Genomic DNA, 17,183 nt, shown 5'->3' on the forward strand with positions numbered 1-17,183 from the left:
AGTGCCGGGGGAAGGACTCGAACCTTCACTGTGAACCGCGTCTTCAGGCTGAACTTCAGTTTCAGCTTGCGCTCGCACGGACCGGTCCTCAATCCGGCCCGTGCCTGTTGCGCACCCCCGCGCTCGCACGCGGGGGCGATCGTGGATGCTACCCGCAACCGATGTCGGCCGAGCGGACAGCGGTCGGCGTCAGCCGAAGAGGTAGCCGAACACCGCGTCGCCGATGCGCTGGTCGGTGACCTCGGCGCCGTTGGCCTCCTCGCGGGCGAACTTGACCGCCTGCTGGAGCTTCTCGACCCGCTCCAACAGCTCGTTCACCCGGCGTGCCGGAAGTGCTCCGGAGAACTTCACCGTCGTCCAGTAACCGATCGGCACGTCCTCGTAATACACCTCGACCTGCGCCGGGTGCTTGTCGGTCGCTTCCGCCTTGACGTGGTTGCGCGGGACCTTCTTCGTACGGATCGTGCGGACCGGGTCCGTCTTCCACCAGTCCGTGGACGGGTCGAGGGACCAGGACTCGGCGGCATCGAGCACCGGGAGCTTCTTGACGAAGGCGTACAGGTCGGCGAGCTGCTTCTCCAGGAACAGCAGGTAGCTGACCGGGACTTCGGCGAGGATCGTCCGCCCGTCGACCGTGATGTCGGCGCGGGCCGTGCAGTTGGCCCAGTCCTTGGTGGCCGTCACGTCGAACAGCCGGGTCAGCGACGCCGCCATCTCCCGCAGTATGTCCTCGGACTTGACCTGCACCCGCGTGGACTCGGGCGGCAACTGCTCGCCCTCTTCGTCCTTCGGCTGATACGTACGCGAGATACCGGCCAGCTGTGCGGGCTTCTGCAGCTTCTGGTGAGCCGCGGTGATGTCCTGGAGCGACTTGCTCTTGACACCCTTTTCGACAGCGATGATCTGGTTCAGCTTCGCCACTTCGTCCCCCTTCGAACAGCAGAAACGTACCCCACGGCCGTCGAACTCTCGAAACGCTTTTCGGACCGTGGGAGCCATGCCGGCACTTGGAAGACCCAAGTGCATCCTTGGACGACCCAAGTACATCCTTGGAAAACCCAAGTGCCACCGCTACGCTGCCCCCGTGATCAGAAACAGGGAAGACGGCTACCAGCTCTCCACCGACCCCGACCGCCTCGACGTCGGCCTGGTACACCAGTGGCTCTCGACGGATGCGTTCTGGGCGCTGGGCCGCAGCCGGGAAACCGTCGAGCAGTCGGTGCGCAACTCCGTCAACTTCGCCGTCTATGAGCCCGCCGGCCCGCAGGTCGCTTACGCGCGGGTCGTCACCGACCGGGCGACCTTCGCCTGGCTCTGCGACGTCTATGTCGCTCCCGCGCACCGCGGGAAGGGGCTCGGCACCTGGCTTGCCGGTGCGGTCCGCGACCACCTTGCTCCGTACCGGCTCAAGCGCCTCATGCTCTCCACGCTCGACGCGCACGGGGTCTACGCGAAGGCCGGATTCACCCCCATACCGAACCCCGAGCATCTGATGATCTTGAGCCCGGGCCGGCCGGAAGCGACGACCGGCCACCGTGCCGACGGAACGTGACCGATCCGACTGGGCCGGCCGGCCGCCTGCGAGGCGAGCCGGGCCGGAGAAAGGAGACAGAGTCAGGCATGCGTGTGGTGATCTTGTGTGGCGGGGAGAGCTCGGAGCGCGAGGTCTCCCTGGCCTCGGGCCGGTCGGTCGCCGGGGCCTTGCTCGACCGGGGGCACGAGGTGGTGCTGGTCGACCCGGCCGCTGCGGTGCCGGTGCTGGCAGGGCCGCTGCGCCCCGGTGACGCGGTCGACGGGTCCATGGTGGGCAAGGAGCCGCCTTCCCCGGCAGACCGGGATCGGCTGAGGCGGCGCATGCACGCCTCCTTGACCGGCGGCCCGGTCCTGGAACTGCTGCGGGACGCGGAGTTGGTGTTCCTGGCGCTGCACGGCGGCTGGGGCGAGGACGGGCATGTGCAGGCGCTGCTGGAGATGGCGGGCGTGCGGTTCACGGGCGCCGGCAGCGCGGCCTGCGCGGCGGCGTGGCACAAGGGGCGCACCCAAGCGGTACTGGGTGCGACAGGCCTCCCGGTGGCCGAGCGGGTGCTGTGGCGGCCGGCCGCACATGAGCTGCCGGAGGCCGTGACACGGCTCCTGACCGCCGGGCCGGTGGTGGTCAAACCGGTCGCGGACGGATCGAGCGTGTCGGTCCACTACGTCGACTCGCTCCCGCGGCTGGCGCAGCTCGCGGCCGAGATGCGCTCCGGTGAGGCGGAGCTGATGGTGGAGCCGTTCCTTTCCGGGCGGGAGTTCACCGTGGCCGTGGTCGGCGACCAGGTGCTCCCCGTGGTGGAGATCGAGCTGACGACGTCGGTGTTCGACTACACGGCCAAGTACCAGCCCGGGGCGGTCAACGAAGTGTGTCCGGCACCGGTGCCGGACGAATTCGCCCACCAGCTGCAGGAGTTGGCGCTGCGTGCGCATCAGGCTCTCGGGTTCGGCGGCAACGCGTACTCCCGTACCGACTTTCGCTGCGATGCCGGCGGCGCGCCGATGTGCATCGAAGTGAACGCCCTCCCGGGCCTGACGGCGACGAGCCTGCTGCCGCTCGCGGCGACCGGGGCCGGCTGGACCTACCCCGACCTGATCCGGCGCATCACGGAGCTCTCGGCGCGCTGAACCCGGACGTCTCGCAGCGCAGGCGTCCGGACCGCAGGGGCCTGCCGGACACGATCACCGCCTCCCCTTGGTGTGTGCACCCACTGGGACCAGAGGCGGGCAGCGGCCTCGGCCTGTCGGGCCGCCGGGCCGACGGCCTTGGTCGACTGGCGGTAGCCCTGGAACACGGCCGCTCGGGCGTGATGGGTCAACTGAACACGTGCCGGTGCCGGCGCACGAATTCGGCACATCCGAGGGCCTTGCGGCCGGTGAGATCGGCCACGGCCGAAGTGACGGTCTCGGCGCCGCCGTCGCGGTAGGCGCGGGCCACTTCTACCAGGGCATCGGCGGAGAACTCCGGCATTCCGCGGCTCAGCATGGCCGCGCGCGCTTCGTCGTCCGGCAGGCCCACATAGCGCACCGGCTTGCCGAGGACGTCGGAGAACACTTCCGCGACGTCGGCGTAGGTCAGTGCCTCGGGCCCGGTGAGGTCGTACACGCAGCCGTCGTGGCCACCGGTAGTGAGGACCCGCGCGGCGACGTCGGCGATATCGCCGACGTCGATGAAGCTTATGGGTGCGGTGATCAGTGGCAGGCGGAATTCCCCGGCCTCGCGGATGGACCGCTGATTCAGGAAGTTCTGCAGATAGAAGTTGGGGCGCAGGATCGTCCAGGGCAGCCCGGACGTGGCGAGTGCCCGTTCGACGGGCCGATGCAGCCGGGCGATCGGCGAAAGCCCTTCCTCGGCCCGCCAGACCGACAGCTTGACCACCCGCACACCCGCGGCACGGGCGGCTTCCACCATGTTGAGTTCGTGCGTGGTCTGGTCCGGGCCCGTCGCGCCGAGCAGGAAGAGGGACTCGACGCCCTCCAGCGCGGGCCCGAGCGTGTCCGGCTTGCCCAGATCAAGCGTGACCGCCTGGCCGCCCGATCCCATCACCCGGGCCGTGATGCGCGGATCACGATACGCCGCACGCGCGAGCACACCGTCGGCAGAAAGACGAGCCAGGAGAGCCGTTCCGACGTTCCCACTCGCACCGGTCACCAGAATCATCGTTTGCCTCCTTGAGGCAGTAGCAGTGAGTCCGCCAAGAATGCAACACACCGTCATGGCGCCCCTCGCAGCAGCGCTGTTCCCCTCCCCCACCGCCGGCGGAAGCCCTACGCCCCTCCGCCGCCACCAAGGCAGCAATGTGCCTGCTCCTTCACTCAGACACGTAGCCGGAGCGACTGCCGGGGCGGCTGCCAGTCACCGGTGGCCTGATGAGGTCACGGACTGCCCGGATGATAGGCGGCGGGCGGCGGGGCGGCCGCGGACGGCAACGGTGGGACGGCAGGACGACAGGACGGTGGGGCGGCGGGACGACAGGACGGCGGGACGGCAGGACGGCGGCGGGAGGCTCGGGGGCCTTCCGTTCCCCGCCTCCGCCCTCCGCCCTTCGCCCTCCGCTCTCCGCCTCCGCCTCCCAGCGATCGCCCGCCTCGCCCTCCCGGACAAAGACCCGCACTTCGGGCGCCATGCGGCGTCCGTCGCCGCGGATGCGGCCCCCCTTCCGGCCCGCGTCCCCGCCGTATATAGGCTCACGTCCGTAACGAGCCTGACGGGGGAGTAACGAGTGGAGCGGCTGCGACAGGACGAGCCTGCGCGGATCGGGGAATTTGTGACGTTGGCGCGCCTCGACGCCGACGGCAGCCGGGGCGTTCCCGAACGCCGCTATCTGGCCCGGAGCGCGGACGGCGGGCAGACCGTGCTGGTGTGTCTGCCCGCGCCCGGCGGTGACCCGGCGCGGTGGGCCGCCGAGGTGCAGCAGGCGGCCCGGCTGACCCAGCCCGGGTTCTGGCCGGTCGGCCAGCTCGGGGGGACACCGGCCTTCCCCTGGTACGCCTCCCCCTACCGGCCCGCACTGCCGTTGCCCGCCGTCCTGGCCGCGCACGGCGGCCCGCTGCCGGAACCGTTTGTCCGCACGCTCGGCGGCACGCTGGCCGAAGCCCTCGCCTCGGCCCACGTCCTGGGCCTCGTGCACGGCGGTGTCTGCCCGGCGGGCGTCCTGCTGACCGCCTGCGGACCGCTGCTGGGCTGCTTCGGTGCGACCCGCGCGAACCCACTGGCAGGGGCCTCCCCCGCCCAGGCAGCCGGGCTGGAGACCGGCTGCCTGGCACCCGAGCTGGCGGCGGGCGGCGCGGCGGACCGGGCCGCGGACGTCTACGCCCTGGGTGCCGTGCTGGCGTACGCGGCGACTGGGCACACCGTGCCCGAGCGGCAGGAGATCCCCGCCGCCCTGCGGGACATCATCACGGCGTGCCGTTCGCGCGACCCGCAGGGCCGGCCCGAACCGGCAAGGGTGCTCGCGGAGTTGCTGCCGGGCGCGGCGTACGGCGCGCTGACCGGCTCCACGGAACCGGTGTCGCTGCCCGGCCGGGTCGTCGAGGCGTTGTCCCGTCAGTCGGCGGAGGTCCTCGCCGCCGCTCTCCCCACCCAAGGGAACTGAGCCATGATCTCCCCCCTTCTGCACGACGACCCGCACACCGTCGGTCCGTTCCGCATCCTCGCCCGCCTCGGCGGAGGCGGTATGGGGACCGTCTACCTGGCCCGTTCCGCGGGCGGACGCACGGTCGCGGTGAAGACGCTGCACACCCGCCTCGCCGCCGACACCACGCTGCGGACCCGCTTCCGGCTGGAGACGGACGCGGCCCGCGTCATCGGCTCCGGCCACGGTGCGGTGGTCGTCGACGCCGACCCGCAGGCACCGACCCCGTGGCTGGCCACGGAGTACGTCCTCGGCCCGCCGCTGGACGACGCCGTCGGGGTGGGCGGGCCGCTGCCCGAGCCGGCCGTACGCGCCCTCGGTGCGGCCCTCGCCGCAGGGCTGGAGCAGCTGCACCGGTCGGAGGTGGTGCACCGCGACCTGAAGCCGTCCAACATCCTGGTGACCGCACAGGGTCCGCGGATCATCGACTTCGGCATCGCCCGGGCCTTCGGCGACGAGCATCTGACGCACGTCGGCAGCGCCGTGGGAACGCCGGCGTTCATGTCGCCCGAGCAGGCGGCGGGCCTGGAACACGCGGCGGCGGGTGATGTGTTCGCCCTGGCCGGGGTGCTGGTCTTCGCCGCCACCGGCGTCGGCCCGTTCGGCGGCGGGGCCCCCACCGACCTGCTGTACCGCGTCCGGTTCGGCGAGCCGGACCTCGGCGCGGTACCCGAGTCGCTGCGCCCGCTGCTCGTCCGTTGCCTGGCCAAGGATCCCGCGCACCGGCCGTCCACCACCGAGCTGCGCACCGCACTGGGCGGTGCCGGGGCCGAGCCGGGCGACCGCGGCGGCTTCGCGGTCCTGCTGCCCGACGCGGTGCTGCGGGAGATCGCCCGGCGCAGCGACGAGGTGTGGCGCGAGCCGCCGCACCGCTTGCCGCCGCCGGTGCCCACCGAGGTGCCGCGGACCGAGGTCGCCCCCGCGGCGGGCGTCTCGCGGCGGCGGCTGCTGACCGTGGCCGGGGGCGCCCTCCTGGGCGGCGGCCTTCTGGGCGGCGGTGGCTGGGCCCTGTTCGGGGGCGCCAAGGACGACGGGGGCGGCGGCACGAAGAAGGACGCCGTCGACCGTCCGAAGCCTCCGACCCAGCTGTGGAGCACCACCATCCGGTGCCCCGACGCCGGGGGCGAGGTGATGCGGGTGGGCCGGAACCTGGCCATGCGCGCGGGCATCGTGCTGTGCGGCATCAACGCCGAGTCGGGCAAGGGGACGTGGCAGGCGAACATCGCCGATACCTGGCGGTCGGCCACCGACGGGACCCGGTTGTACGCCCTGCGGGACTACCGGGACGAGGGCACGGCCCTGGCGGTGTGCGAGGTCTCGCAGATCAACGGCGAACTGGGCAAGCCCCTGGTGGAACTCTCCGCGTTCACCGGCAGAAAGCAGTCCAACCAACTGCTGTGCGTGGTCGACGGCATCGCGTACCTGGTGGCCCGGGCCGCTTCCGGAAAGCGCTGGTACCTGGTCGCGGCCGACCTGAAATCGGGCAAGGAGCGCTGGCGCAGCCCGGTGGACGAGCCGCAGACCGAGGGGCTCCCGCCGGTGCTGTGCGGTGCCGTGGTGGGGTCCCGGGTGGTGCTGTGCGGGAGCCCGATGGAGGACTCGAAGTTCATCCGCCTCTCCGCGCACGACAAGGGCCACGGCCGCCAACTGTGGACGATGTCCGAGACGTTCGCGGGCACCACCCCGCCGACCCGGCTGGTCACCGACGACCGGAACCTCTACCTGGGCGCCGAGAACCTCACCGCCCGCCGGCTGTCCGACGGTGGTCTCGAATGGCTCCTGGAGAACAAGCACGACGACGGCGCGGGCCAGGAGCGGCAGTACGGCGCGCCGATCGTCCAGGACGGAGTCGTCTACTGCACCAAGGGTGACGAGGGGCTGGTCGCCGTCGACGCCCCCTCCGGCACGTTGAACTGGCAGGAGAAGGGGCTGTCCGGCAGGAAGAGCAACCGGGACGTGGCCCCGGCGATCGGAAAGCGGTACGCGTACTGCGTCGACGACAAGGGTCTCCGCGCCATCGACCTGCGCACCCGTCAGGCCGTCTGGACGTACGAGACCCAGCCCCTCGTCCTGTCCGCCGACCCCAAGGGCGGGCACCTGTACGTCCGCCAGGAGAAGCGGACCCTCGCCCTCCCGCTCGCCTGACGTCCCGCCCGTTCCCGATCCAGGAGACGACCGCCTGTGAAACCCCTCGGCCAAGGAGATCCGCTGCGCCTGGGCCCGTACCGCCTGCACGGTGTCCTCGGTGAGGGCGGTATGGGCAAGGTGTACTTCGGAGCGGACGCCTCCGGTCGCCCGGCCGCGGTGAAGGTCCTGCTGCCGGAACTCGCCCACGACGGGCATCTGGCCGACCGCTTCCTCCGGGAGGCGCGGACCGCGCAGGCGGTGACCAGCGAGGGCGTGGCGCGCGTACTGGCCGCCGAACTGGAGGGCGGCAGGCCGTGGATCGCCACGGAGTTCCTGGCCGGGCCGACGCTGGACGACGCCGTCGAACGCTTCGGGCCGCTCGACGACGCCGCGGTACGGGAGTTGGCGCGGTCGCTGGCCCGCACGCTCCAGGACGTGCATGCCACGGGGCTGGTCCACCGGGACGTGAAGCCACCCAACGTCGTACTCACCTCGCGCGGCCCCCGTCTGATCGACTTCGGCATCGCCCGCCCCGAGCACGGCCTGACCCTCACCCGCACCGGCCAGATCCCGGTCACCCCCGGCTACGGCGCGCCGGAACAGGTCCTCGGGCAGCGCGTCGGACCGGCGGCCGACGTCTTCTCCCTCGGCGCCGTGCTCGCCTTCGCCGCGGGCGGCCGGCCGGTGTACACCGGCGCCGAGGTCACGGCGGTGCTGTACGAGGTCGTGCACGGCAGCCCCGACCTGGCGGCCGTTCCGGAGGGCTTGCGGTACCTGGTCGTGCCCTGCTTCTCCAAGGACCCGGCCGCCCGCCCGCTGCCCGCCCAGGTCGCCGAGGCCGCCGCGGCACCGCGCCAGCCCGAACGGCTGTGGAAGTCAGGCACGTTGGGTGAGGAGATCCGGCAACGGGAGGCGACCGCACGCCGCCTGACGGCCCGTACCACCGTCTCCTCCCCCGCCGCCGGGGGTACTGCCGGCAACGCCCCCGGCCTCCCCCGGAGACGGCTGCTGATCGCGGCCGCCGGCGGCACGGCGCTGCTGGCGGCGGGCGGCGGTACGGCCTGGTGGCTCAGCCGCGGCGATGATGACGCCCCGGCCGACCCTTTCGACATCCCGCCGGCCGCCAAGGTGCGGGCCGCCCCGCTCGGCTCCGCCGACGGCACCCCGAAAGAGCTGTGGGGGCCCCTCCAGGACGTGGCCGACGCCCGGTCGCCGGCGCCGCTGCCGGTCCGCGATGTGGTGGTGTTCGGGGCCTCCGGGGGCGGCATCGCGGCGCGCCGGGTCACCGACGGCCGGGAACGGTGGCGGGTCCACGAGGCGAAGGCGGCCGCCGGTTACCTGTCGATCGGGGACCGGCTGGTGGCCACCGCCGACGGCGAGGGGACCCTGCGTACCTGGGTGGCCGCCACCGGCTCCCCCCGGTGGACGGTGGACGCGGAAGTGGGTGCCCTGCTGGCCGCGGACGCCCACGCGGTCTACCTGCTGACCTCCGACGGCCGACTGCGCTGTGTGGGGACCGACGGGAAGGTGCGGTGGACCCGGCGGCCGCCGCTGCCGCTGTCGGGCGGCCACCCCGCCGCGGCCCTCGGCGCCGGGCGTCTGGTGCTGTGCACCGAGACGGGGGACGTGGTTGCGGTACGTGCCGAGGACGGGGCCCGTGCCTGGGTCCGCAAGGGCCAGGCCGAAGGAGCACTGCGGCCCGCCATCGACGGCACCACCGTCTATCTCGGCGGCCGCACCCTGGCGGCGGTGGAGGCCGCCGGCGGTCGCGAGCTGTGGTCCCTGAACCCGCTGCGACCGCCCAGACAGGGCACCGCCGGGTGGGGTCCGCCCACCGTGGCCGGCGGAGTGGTCTACGCACTGGACTGCGAGTCGCTGCGCTCCCTGCACTCCGACGGCAGCGAGGCAGCCTCCCGGATGATGATCGCCGGTGTCGCCCCGCCGTGGCGGCCACCGGTCGTCCAGGGAAACAGTGTCTGGGTCGTGGAGAGCGACGAGACCGGAGTGAGCGGCTTTCCCCGCTCCGGGGAGGGCCAGCCCCAGACGTACGCCCTCATCGGCGGCCAGTCCCGCTCCACGGCCGCCAGCGGCAACCGTCTCTTCGTCCTCAACCGCACGACGTTGCTGGCGCTGCCGGTGTATTAGGCGGTTCCGTGGGGATGCGCGCCTACAAGGTGGGTGTCTCCTCGGGGGAGAAGGACGCCACCGCGAATTCGATCCGCCGGTTCCGCGGGCGTTCGTCCGGGGCGGGCACGGGAAAGAGGAGGTGTGCCGCACCGCACGCGACCCGGAAGAGGTTGACGGACTGCAGGTCGTCTATGTCTGCCGGCACGACCGCACCGGCGTCCTGGAGCACTTGCTGGATCTGGTCGAAGAGCCATCCGAGATCGTGACGTGAACTGACGGCAGCGAACTGATGGCAGTGAACTGATGGCAGTCCGCCCCTACGGAAGCCAAGGTCGCCCCGCAGCTCCGGCTTCCCCCTCCCTCCTCCCCCCCCTGCCACGATAGGACTGGTACGCCCTGGTCGCATGACGGCGCCGAGGCCGCTCCACGGTCCCGTTCACGGCGCGCACGGCGACTGCCGGCAAGCGCGACTACCGACCGTCGCGGACCTGCGCCGCGGTGCGACAGGAGATGCGCATCACTTTCCTTCGTGTCACAACAGGCGGGAGCCGTTCGTCCAAGGGGTGTCACCACCAACAAGGGGTGTCGCCACCCACAACGACGCAGGAGTGCATGATGGAAGCCCGGTTGAACCTCTTCGCCAGCCCGGTCGCCGCCAAGTTCGGGAAGCACATCATCGCTGCGGGCAAGGTGCTCGCGGACTCAACGCTGCCGGCCGCGACGCAGGAACTGGTGAAGCTGCGCGCCAGTCAGATCAATGGCTGCGGTTTCTGCACCGACATGCACACCAAGGACGCCGCGCACGCCGGCGAGACCCCGACGCGTCTCAACCTGGTGGCGGCCTGGCGGGAGGCCACGGTGTTCACCGAGGCCGAGCGCGCCGCTCTGGAGCTGGCGGAGCAGGGCAGCCGGATCGCCGACGCGGCCGGCGGGGTCACGGACGAGGCCTGGTCGAATGCCGCCAAGCACTACGACGAGGAGCAACTCGCCGCCCTGGTGTGCGCCATCGCCCTCATCAACGCCTTCAACCGCCTGAACGTCATCGTCCAGCAGCCGGCCGGCGACTACCGGCCCGGCCAGTTCGCATAACTCGCAAAGTGCCTGGCCGCCGGGTCCTCCGTTCACCCCGGCGGCCAGACAGCACACCCCCGTGCCTTACGTTCACGCCGGTGGGCCCCGGTCAGTATTGGTCGAGCTTGCTCCACGGCGTGATGTGCAGCCGTGCCGCTTCGGAGTCCATTTGCTGGGCGGCCAGACGGATGTTGAGTGTCGCGGCCTTACCGGTGTTCGCGCGTGCCCCTGCGACGACGGCGCTGCGGTCGGTCAACACCGCTTTGGCCCACGTCTCGGCGGCATCGGCGAAGTTCTGAGTGTCCGCCGGCGCGCGCTCCGCCAGCTTCACGAGTCGCTCGTGATCCGCCTGCGCGACGCGCTGCACGTTCTCCGTTTCCTCGCTTGCACCGCCGGTTTTGCCGGCCGCCGCCTCCTTCTTCATGGCGTTCTGCAAGTCCCTGACCGCATCGGCGATATCGGCCGACGACGTTTCGGTCTCTGTGTCAGCACCACACCCCACTAAGAGCACAGTGCCGAGCCCACAGGCAAGCAGTGCTAACGCTGCCCTCTTCACAGTTCCCCCAAGCTCATCACATAGAGTCATTGCGAGGTCACAGCATAGGGGCTGCGCTGCCTGGGCAAGCCGCAAACGGGATCAGAAGTCGACGAGCTCACGTCGTCGATGCGGGCCACAGTCGACGAGTCCACTGTCGTCGAGGCGGGAGACGGGCATCACGCGGGTGCGGCAGGCGAGCTCGGGAGAGACGGGCACTGCTCCCGGTCCGGCCAGCAGTGTCTGGACATCGCGTACGCGCCGGACCGGGCGGAGGTTATCGGGCTGTTGAGAGGTAGGGCTGGAAGGCGGCCCGGACCGTGCTCGGCATCTCTTTCTTGCCGCCGGCCACGGCGTCGGTGAACACATGCCGCACTTCGCCCTCGGCGATGAGCCGTTCGCCGACCTTGAATGTCGGACACACGATCATGCTCGTCGTTCCGAGATGGGTGACGGGCAGCTCGATGTCGAGCAACTCGTCGAAACGCGCGCCCTGGAGATAGCGAATCCGTGATTCCGCGACGACCAGGTCGGTTCCCCCCTCGACCATGGAGAAATAGTCCGCCGCGGCGTCGCGCCACAACTCATTGAGGGCAACGTCGTAATAGAAGAGGTAGTGGCCGTTGAACACGACGTTTTGCTGGTCACACTCGCTGTAGCGCACCCGCAGTCGGTGCGTGAAGAGCTTGGTCATGGCGAGATCGTAGCCACGTCTCGCACTGACGACCGAGGTGCGAAGAGATGCCTCGCTTTGATCTCGTCGATGCCCTTCAGTCGAGGGTCGACCGCCCTCTTATCCCCCACCCTTACGTCGCCCACCCCCACGTCGGCCACGTTCACGGGCGATCAGGCCGTCCTTGAAGGCGAACCGGGATGAGGCCGGGCTTGACCTTCACACTAGTGGGAAGGTTTCAGCATCCCCTCATGCGAAGGAACGAGCTACTCACCGACACTTCCCTCTCCTCATCCCAGACACCTGACGATCCATCAATTAGCCTGCAGCGTCTGCCATATGGCGCACTGTTGGCCCTGGCCATCGCGGTGTTCCTCACCAGTCTCACCGAGACCCTGCCGGCCGGGCTGCTGCCCGCGATGAGCTCCAGCCTGCACACCAGCGAGTCGGCCACCGGCCAGACGGTGACCATCTACGCGCTCGGCACGGTGCTCACGGCCATCCCGCTGTCGGCGGCCACGGCCGGCTGGCGCCGCAAGCGCCTGCTGCTGACGGCCATGGCCGGCTTCGCCGTCGCCAACACCGTTACCGCGGTGTCGGGGAACTACCCGCTGACCCTCATCGCCCGGTTCGTCGCCGGCGTCGCCGCCGGGCTTGCCTGGGCCCTTCTGGCCGGTTACGCCCGCCGGATGGTCGCCCCCCACCAGGAGGGCCGTGCGATCGCGATCGCCATGGCGGGCATCCCCGTCGCGCTGTCCCTGGGCGTGCCGGCCGGCACCTTTCTGGGCCAGCTGGTCTCCTGGCAGGCTGCCTTCCTCGCCATGACCGTGCTGACCGTGGTGCTGCTGGCCTGGATCATCCTTACGGTGCCCGACTACCCGGGCCAGACCACCGGCGGCAAAATCCCCATGCGCCGGACCCTGCGCGTCCCGGGAGTGGCCGCGGTGCTGTTCGTCACCCTCGTCTTCGTCCTGGCCCACACCATCCTCTACGCCTACATCGCCACCTTCCTCCACCACATCGGTCTGGGCGGCCGGACCGACGCCGCCCTCCTGGTCTTCGGCATCGCCTCACTGGCCGGCATCTGGATCGTCGGCACCTTCATCCACGGCCACTTGCGCACCTTGATCCTTGCCAGCACCGTGCTGGTCGGCATCGCCGCCGCGGGCCTCGGCGCCTTCTCCGGCAGCCATGCCCTGGTGTACGTCGCCGCCGCCCTGTGGGGTCTGGGCTGGGGCGGCGTTCCCACGCTGTTGCAGACTGCCGCCGGCCAAGCCGGTGGGGAAGCGGCTGATGCCGCCCAGGCCATGCTGGTGACCCTGTGGAACGTGGCCATGGCGGGCGGCGGCATCATCGGCGGCCTCCTCCTCCAGGCCGTCGGGGCCGACGCCTTCCCCTGGACCGTCCTGGTGCTCCTCGCACCGGTCCTCCTCGTCGTACTGGCGGCCCGGAACCACGGGTTCCCGACCCGGCGCACCGGCAACAGCTGACCGCACCGCGACCCGACGGCGACATCAGCGAGCTTTCCCCAAGGCCGCGTCGACCGCGAAACGGCGCCCAACCCGGCCCCTTCCACGCCCTCTTCGGGCACTGGCTCGACCACCTCGCGCCGCCCTGAGTCGGGTGTACACGTCTGAGGGCGGTCGGCCGGACTAGGGTCGGCTCCATGACCCTGTCGATCCGAGAACGAGAGAACTTCCTGGCGGAACCTCATATCGGTGCGCTGTCGGTGGTCGAACGGCCGGACCGCGCACCGCTGACGGTGCCCATCTGGTACCAGTACACGCCGGGCGGTGAGCTGTGGGTGCGTACCGGGCCGGATTCCCGCAAGGCGCGGGCGATCCGGGCTGCCGGGCGCTTCAGCCTGATGGTGCAGCGGACCGAGCCGACGGTGCGCTACGCGTCGGTGGAGGGGCCGGTGACCCGGACGGACCCGGACAGCCGCGAACGGTCCTGGGAGATGGCCGCGCGGTACCTCCCTCAGGACAAGGTCGCCGCCTTCGTGGAGTACGACCACGCCCATCTCGGTGCGCACGTCGTCATCGCCATGCGGCCGGAACACTGGGTGTCCGCCGACCTGGGCTCCTTCTGACCGCAACGCGCACGGCCCCGGCACACGGGCACGCCACGGCCCTTCCTCCGCTGGGTGACTTCGCCCCTGGTCGGCGTGCCGTTCAGGGGCGAGGCCGCCGGTGAGGCGGGCGGGCAAGTGCGAGGGCAGCAGCGGGACAGCGAACCCCTCGTTGACGCGCGGGTCGTACGACCGTGATCCGTATGTGATCAACGCCCCGTAATCTCCACCTGCGCAGGGGACTTACGGGATGCACGACCAAGACGGGGGCACACATGACATACCGGCGTGCGGCGATACCGGCACTGGCCGGAGGGCTGGTACTCACCGCGCTGCTGTGGTGGGCGGGGGCGAGCGCGCACGCGCTGCACCTGCCGGGCGCCACCGGCATGATGGGCGTCCCCGCCACCGCCGAGCTCGACCACTGACTCGCCCCCTGGTCGTACGATCCCCCGTCCTCGGCCCAGCTCGACGGCGAGGTGCCCGGCGGGGTCGGGGGCACTGCCTGGATCGCAGGCACCCGTTACCTCGCGCTGTACACCACCGCGCTGCAGATCCGGTTCGCCGCGGTCTTCGCCTTCTTCGTGCTCGGGGCGCTGCTCCTGGCCCGCCGGCTGCCGCCGGTGCGCGGCCGGACGACGGCCGCGCTGCTCACCTTCTGGGCGTGGGGCCTGGTGGCCGGGACCCTGGCGGTGACCGTTTCCGCGCCGTGGCTGATCGCTGCGGGAGGACACGGCAGTTTCCGCTTCCTGCCCCAGCTGGCGAGCCAACTGCTGCGGATGGCGACGGACGGGACGGGCCTGCGCTGGGGGCTGTTCCACCTGAGCGCCGGCCTCGGTGGCGGCGTCCCGGCCGCGCTGACCTGCGGCCTGGTGGCGGGGGTCGCGGCCGCCGTGACGCTGCGGGTGACCGGGGGCCGGGCGAAGCCGGCCGACGCCACGGCCGCCGCCCCAACCCCCGAGCCCGGCCAGGACGCGGCGAAGGCTTAGTACGACAGGGAAACACCGGGGAACGTTCGCGGGATCGGGCGCCTCCTGGCGGATGTAAGCGGCTTCTCGTCAACGGCCGACAGTCATCCGGCGAACGGATTCCCTCATGATCAGCAGCGACCGCCCCATGCCCACACTCGAAGGGGCCGAGCACCGGTGGGTGACGGTCCGCGGGGCCCGGCTGCACCTCGCCGAGTTCGGCAGCGGCAAGCCCGTGGTGCTGCTGCACGGCTTCCCACAGCACTGGTACGCGTGGCGCGCGCTCGTCCCCCTGCTCGCCGACAATCACCGGCTGATCTGCGTCGATCTGCGCGGCTTCGGCTGGTCGGAGCAGACCAAGCGCGGCTACGACACCGACGAGCTCGGCGACGACCTCCTCGCACTCCTCGACGAGCTGGGCCTCGGCCGGGTGACCCTGGTCGGACACAACTGGGGTGCCGGGGTGGGCTTCCGGCTCTGCCAGCGGGCACCGGAGCGGTTCCGCGCCTTCCTGGCGCTGAACATGGCGCACCCGTGGACGCGTCACCGTGATGTCCTGCCGAACCTGTGGCGGATGTGGTTCACCGCCTGCATCGAGTATCCGGTGGTCGGACGGCTGGTCCTGCGGCACTGGCCGGCCCTCACCCGGTATCTGCTGCGGCGCGCGGTCGCCGACCCGGCGGCGTGGCGGGACGCGGATCTCACCGAGTTCACCGCGGCGGCACAGGCCTCGGCGCATGCCGGACAGGCGATGTTCTGGCAGTACGTCGTACGGGACATTCCGGCGGGCTTTCGCGGCACGCACCGCCGGCGGCGGCTGACCGTCCCGACGTTCGTCCTGGGCGGCGAGCACGACCCGGTGATCCCACCGGCCCTGCTGCGCGGCAGTCCCGACGCCGACGACCTGACCGTGCGGATCGTGCCGGGCGCAGGACACCATCTGCACGAGGAGCGTCCCGCGGCGGTGGCCGAGGCCCTGCGGGAACTCATCGCCAGGGCCGGAGGACAGACGCAGGTGACCGTCCCGGGCGAAACCACCCCTGAAAGGAGTGGGTGACAGCACCGGGTGACAGGCCCCCGCGACGGGACCCGGCGACAGGGCCCGGCGACAGCAACGGCTGACGGGACCAGTTGCCGGAACCCGCTGAGGGGAGGTCAGCGCAGGGCGGCGCGATGCTCCACCGCACGGAAGAAGGCGCGGGTGCGGCGCTTCCCGAGCAGGCGGCGGTAGTCGGCGATGACCGCCCACACCTGGTCGAAGGGCAGGGCGATCCGGGTCTCGGCGTAGAGCGGGGCACGCAACCCCGCGGCCCGGGGTTGCCGTGGAACTGGCCGCGCGCAGCTCTCCTCACTGGCCGAACGCGGTCAGTTGTCCCTGCGTGTGGCCGGCACCCTGCCATGGGACCAGGCCGCCCAGGCGCATGAGGCACTCGCCAAGGGTGGCCTGTGGGGGTGCCTGGTCCTCACCCCGTGAGAGACGGAGGCACAGTCACGTCACACGACCCGCCGGACACTGCCTAGTAGCTGAGGGCGGCGAACCAGTCGCCCCGGCCGTGCCGGGTGAGGTCGAGGAAGTGCCACACGGGGCAGAGCAGGTCGATACCGCGCTGGTCGATGTCGTCGGACAGCCGGGGATGCGCCGAGTAGAAGTGGCGCACCGCCCCGTTGCCGTCGCGGGTGAAGACCGAGACCGTGGAGTCCTGGTTGCCCTCGGCGTCCTCGCTGCCGAGGTCGTACTTGAAGGTGTTGGAGCCGGCGCTCAGCAACCGCAGGTTCGTCCAGTTCCGGTTGCGGGCGTGCGCGCGGAGTGTGGGCAGGTCGGCCGCGGCGACCACGGCGAAGTCGATGTTCTGCGCGAGGTGGTGGGCGATGCCGTTGAAGCCGTCGATCCACATCGTGCACATGGGACACGGCTCGGTCTGCCGCTTGCCGTACATGAGGTGATAGATGACGAGGTCCCGCCCGGGCTGGGTGAACAGTTCACTCAGCCGTACGGTCTGCCCGGGGGCGTCGCCGGCGTGCAGGTCGGCGGGGCCTTCCTCGAACGCGTAGTCATCGACGACCGGCCCCGGTGGTAGTCGGCGGCGCAGCTCGGCGATGCGTTCGCGGTGGCGCATCAGCTCGATCTCGGCTTGCCGCAGCTCCTCGCGTGCGTCGGCGTACGCCTCCGACTCCTCGGTCAGATTGGTGTGACGCATCCCCGCTACCTCCTCCGCGAGCGGCAGGGAGCTGCTGCCCCGGCCACTATTTTCCGCTCCCGTGCGGGGGCTCGCGAGGCGGCGCAGAGACGGAACGCAGGGGTCGGGGTGGAGAGTGTGCGGGGAGGGACCGTATGGACGGAACGTACGGGCCCGAACGCACCGGCCGGCTCGGCGTGCTCAGTCCCGGCGGGTGGCGTCCGTGGTGATCGCATCGGCCGCCTCCCCCGCGGCGCGTCCGTCGGTGC

The 17,183-nt window shown here is 71.2% G+C and carries 16 protein-coding genes and 2 pseudogenes; 11 read left to right on the plus strand and 7 right to left on the minus strand.

What is annotated here, in order from left to right:
• Window positions 1–189: 189 nt before the first annotated feature.
• Complete coding sequence (locus tag AB0G35_RS11835; protein ID WP_360947377.1) at window positions 190–921, minus strand: hypothetical protein; 732 nt, start codon at window positions 919–921, stop codon at window positions 190–192.
• A gap of 163 nt (window positions 922–1,084) precedes the next feature.
• Between AB0G35_RS11835 and AB0G35_RS11840 the strand changes: the two genes are divergently transcribed.
• Together AB0G35_RS11840 and AB0G35_RS11845 are read left to right on the plus strand one after the other, a co-directional pair.
• On the plus strand, window positions 1,085–1,552 hold the full coding sequence (locus AB0G35_RS11840; protein WP_360947379.1) for a GNAT family N-acetyltransferase: 468 nt from the start codon (window positions 1,085–1,087) through the stop codon (window positions 1,550–1,552).
• A gap of 68 nt (window positions 1,553–1,620) precedes the next feature.
• Entirely contained in the window at window positions 1,621–2,658 is a 1,038-nt protein-coding gene (locus AB0G35_RS11845) for a D-alanine--D-alanine ligase (RefSeq protein WP_360947381.1), read from the plus strand.
• Window positions 2,659–2,845: 187 nt separating this feature from the next.
• Here AB0G35_RS11845 and AB0G35_RS11850 read toward each other — a convergent pair whose 3' ends face one another.
• Window positions 2,846–3,691 (minus strand): SDR family oxidoreductase, encoded by an 846-nt coding sequence (locus AB0G35_RS11850; RefSeq protein ID WP_360947383.1) that lies wholly within the window; start codon window positions 3,689–3,691, stop codon window positions 2,846–2,848.
• Between the two features lie 562 nt (window positions 3,692–4,253).
• Here AB0G35_RS11850 and AB0G35_RS11855 point away from each other — a divergent pair.
• From AB0G35_RS11855 to AB0G35_RS11865, 3 genes are read left to right on the plus strand one after another with little or no spacing between them, the layout of a single operon-like run.
• Window positions 4,254–5,126, plus strand: a complete 873-nt coding sequence (locus AB0G35_RS11855) for a serine/threonine protein kinase (protein ID WP_360947385.1) — start codon at window positions 4,254–4,256, stop codon at window positions 5,124–5,126.
• A 3-nt stretch (window positions 5,127–5,129) separates the two neighbouring features.
• Window positions 5,130–7,310: a protein kinase gene (locus tag AB0G35_RS11860; RefSeq protein ID WP_360947387.1), complete on the plus strand. Its 2,181-nt coding sequence runs from the start codon at window positions 5,130–5,132 to the stop codon at window positions 7,308–7,310.
• 36 nt (window positions 7,311–7,346) lie between these two features.
• Window positions 7,347–9,437, plus strand: coding sequence for a serine/threonine-protein kinase (locus AB0G35_RS11865; protein ID WP_360947389.1), 2,091 nt, complete (start codon window positions 7,347–7,349; stop codon window positions 9,435–9,437).
• A 22-nt stretch (window positions 9,438–9,459) separates the two neighbouring features.
• On the opposite strand, the gene AB0G35_RS11870 is transcribed toward AB0G35_RS11865, so the two are convergent.
• Window positions 9,460–9,624: a hypothetical protein gene (locus AB0G35_RS11870; protein ID WP_360947391.1), complete on the minus strand. Its 165-nt coding sequence runs from the start codon at window positions 9,622–9,624 to the stop codon at window positions 9,460–9,462.
• A 410-nt stretch (window positions 9,625–10,034) separates the two neighbouring features.
• On the opposite strand from AB0G35_RS11870, the gene AB0G35_RS11875 reads away from it, so the two are divergent.
• Complete coding sequence (locus AB0G35_RS11875; protein ID WP_360947393.1) at window positions 10,035–10,508, plus strand: carboxymuconolactone decarboxylase family protein; 474 nt, start codon at window positions 10,035–10,037, stop codon at window positions 10,506–10,508.
• A 91-nt stretch (window positions 10,509–10,599) separates the two neighbouring features.
• Here AB0G35_RS11875 and AB0G35_RS11880 read toward each other — a convergent pair whose 3' ends face one another.
• The gene (locus AB0G35_RS11880) at window positions 10,600–10,926 is read right to left on the minus strand and encodes a hypothetical protein (protein WP_360947395.1); all 327 of its coding nucleotides are present in this window, start codon (window positions 10,924–10,926) and stop codon (window positions 10,600–10,602) included.
• 376 nt (window positions 10,927–11,302) lie between these two features.
• Window positions 11,303–11,719: a thioesterase family protein gene (locus AB0G35_RS11885; RefSeq protein WP_360947397.1), complete on the minus strand. Its 417-nt coding sequence runs from the start codon at window positions 11,717–11,719 to the stop codon at window positions 11,303–11,305.
• A gap of 230 nt (window positions 11,720–11,949) precedes the next feature.
• Between AB0G35_RS11885 and AB0G35_RS11890 the strand changes: the two genes are divergently transcribed.
• The 4 genes and pseudogenes from AB0G35_RS11890 (at window position 11,950) to AB0G35_RS11905 (ending at window position 15,794) form a co-directional block, all read left to right on the plus strand.
• Window positions 11,950–13,188 carry an MFS transporter gene (locus tag AB0G35_RS11890; protein ID WP_360947399.1) on the plus strand — a complete coding sequence of 413 codons (1,239 nt, stop codon included), beginning with the start codon at window positions 11,950–11,952 and terminating at the stop codon, window positions 13,186–13,188.
• A 176-nt stretch (window positions 13,189–13,364) separates the two neighbouring features.
• Window positions 13,365–13,790, plus strand: a complete 426-nt coding sequence (locus AB0G35_RS11895; protein ID WP_360947401.1) for a pyridoxamine 5'-phosphate oxidase family protein — start codon at window positions 13,365–13,367, stop codon at window positions 13,788–13,790.
• Between the two features lie 254 nt (window positions 13,791–14,044).
• Window positions 14,045–14,533 (plus strand): annotated as a pseudogene (locus AB0G35_RS11900) (hypothetical protein); the annotation flags it as partial.
• 331 nt (window positions 14,534–14,864) lie between these two features.
• Window positions 14,865–15,794, plus strand: coding sequence for an alpha/beta hydrolase (locus tag AB0G35_RS11905; protein ID WP_360947403.1), 930 nt, complete (start codon window positions 14,865–14,867; stop codon window positions 15,792–15,794).
• A 98-nt stretch (window positions 15,795–15,892) separates the two neighbouring features.
• On the opposite strand, the gene AB0G35_RS11910 is transcribed toward AB0G35_RS11905, so the two are convergent.
• Entirely contained in the window at window positions 15,893–16,039 is a 147-nt protein-coding gene (locus tag AB0G35_RS11910; RefSeq protein ID WP_360947405.1) for a hypothetical protein, read from the minus strand.
• A 46-nt stretch (window positions 16,040–16,085) separates the two neighbouring features.
• On the opposite strand from AB0G35_RS11910, the pseudogene AB0G35_RS11915 reads away from it, so the two are divergent.
• Window positions 16,086–16,211 (plus strand): annotated as a pseudogene (locus AB0G35_RS11915) (NADP-dependent oxidoreductase); the annotation flags it as partial.
• Window positions 16,212–16,254: 43 nt separating this feature from the next.
• On the opposite strand, the gene AB0G35_RS11920 reads toward AB0G35_RS11915, so the two are convergent.
• A complete protein-coding gene (locus AB0G35_RS11920; RefSeq protein ID WP_360947407.1) occupies window positions 16,255–16,935 on the minus strand; it encodes a DUF899 family protein in 681 nt (226 codons plus the stop codon).
• Between the last annotated feature and the right edge of the window lie 248 nt (window positions 16,936–17,183).

It is taken from the genome of Streptomyces sp. NPDC021749 (genome assembly GCF_040640655.1).
In the GTDB taxonomy this organism is placed as follows: Bacteria; Actinomycetota; Actinomycetes; order Streptomycetales; family Streptomycetaceae; genus Streptomyces.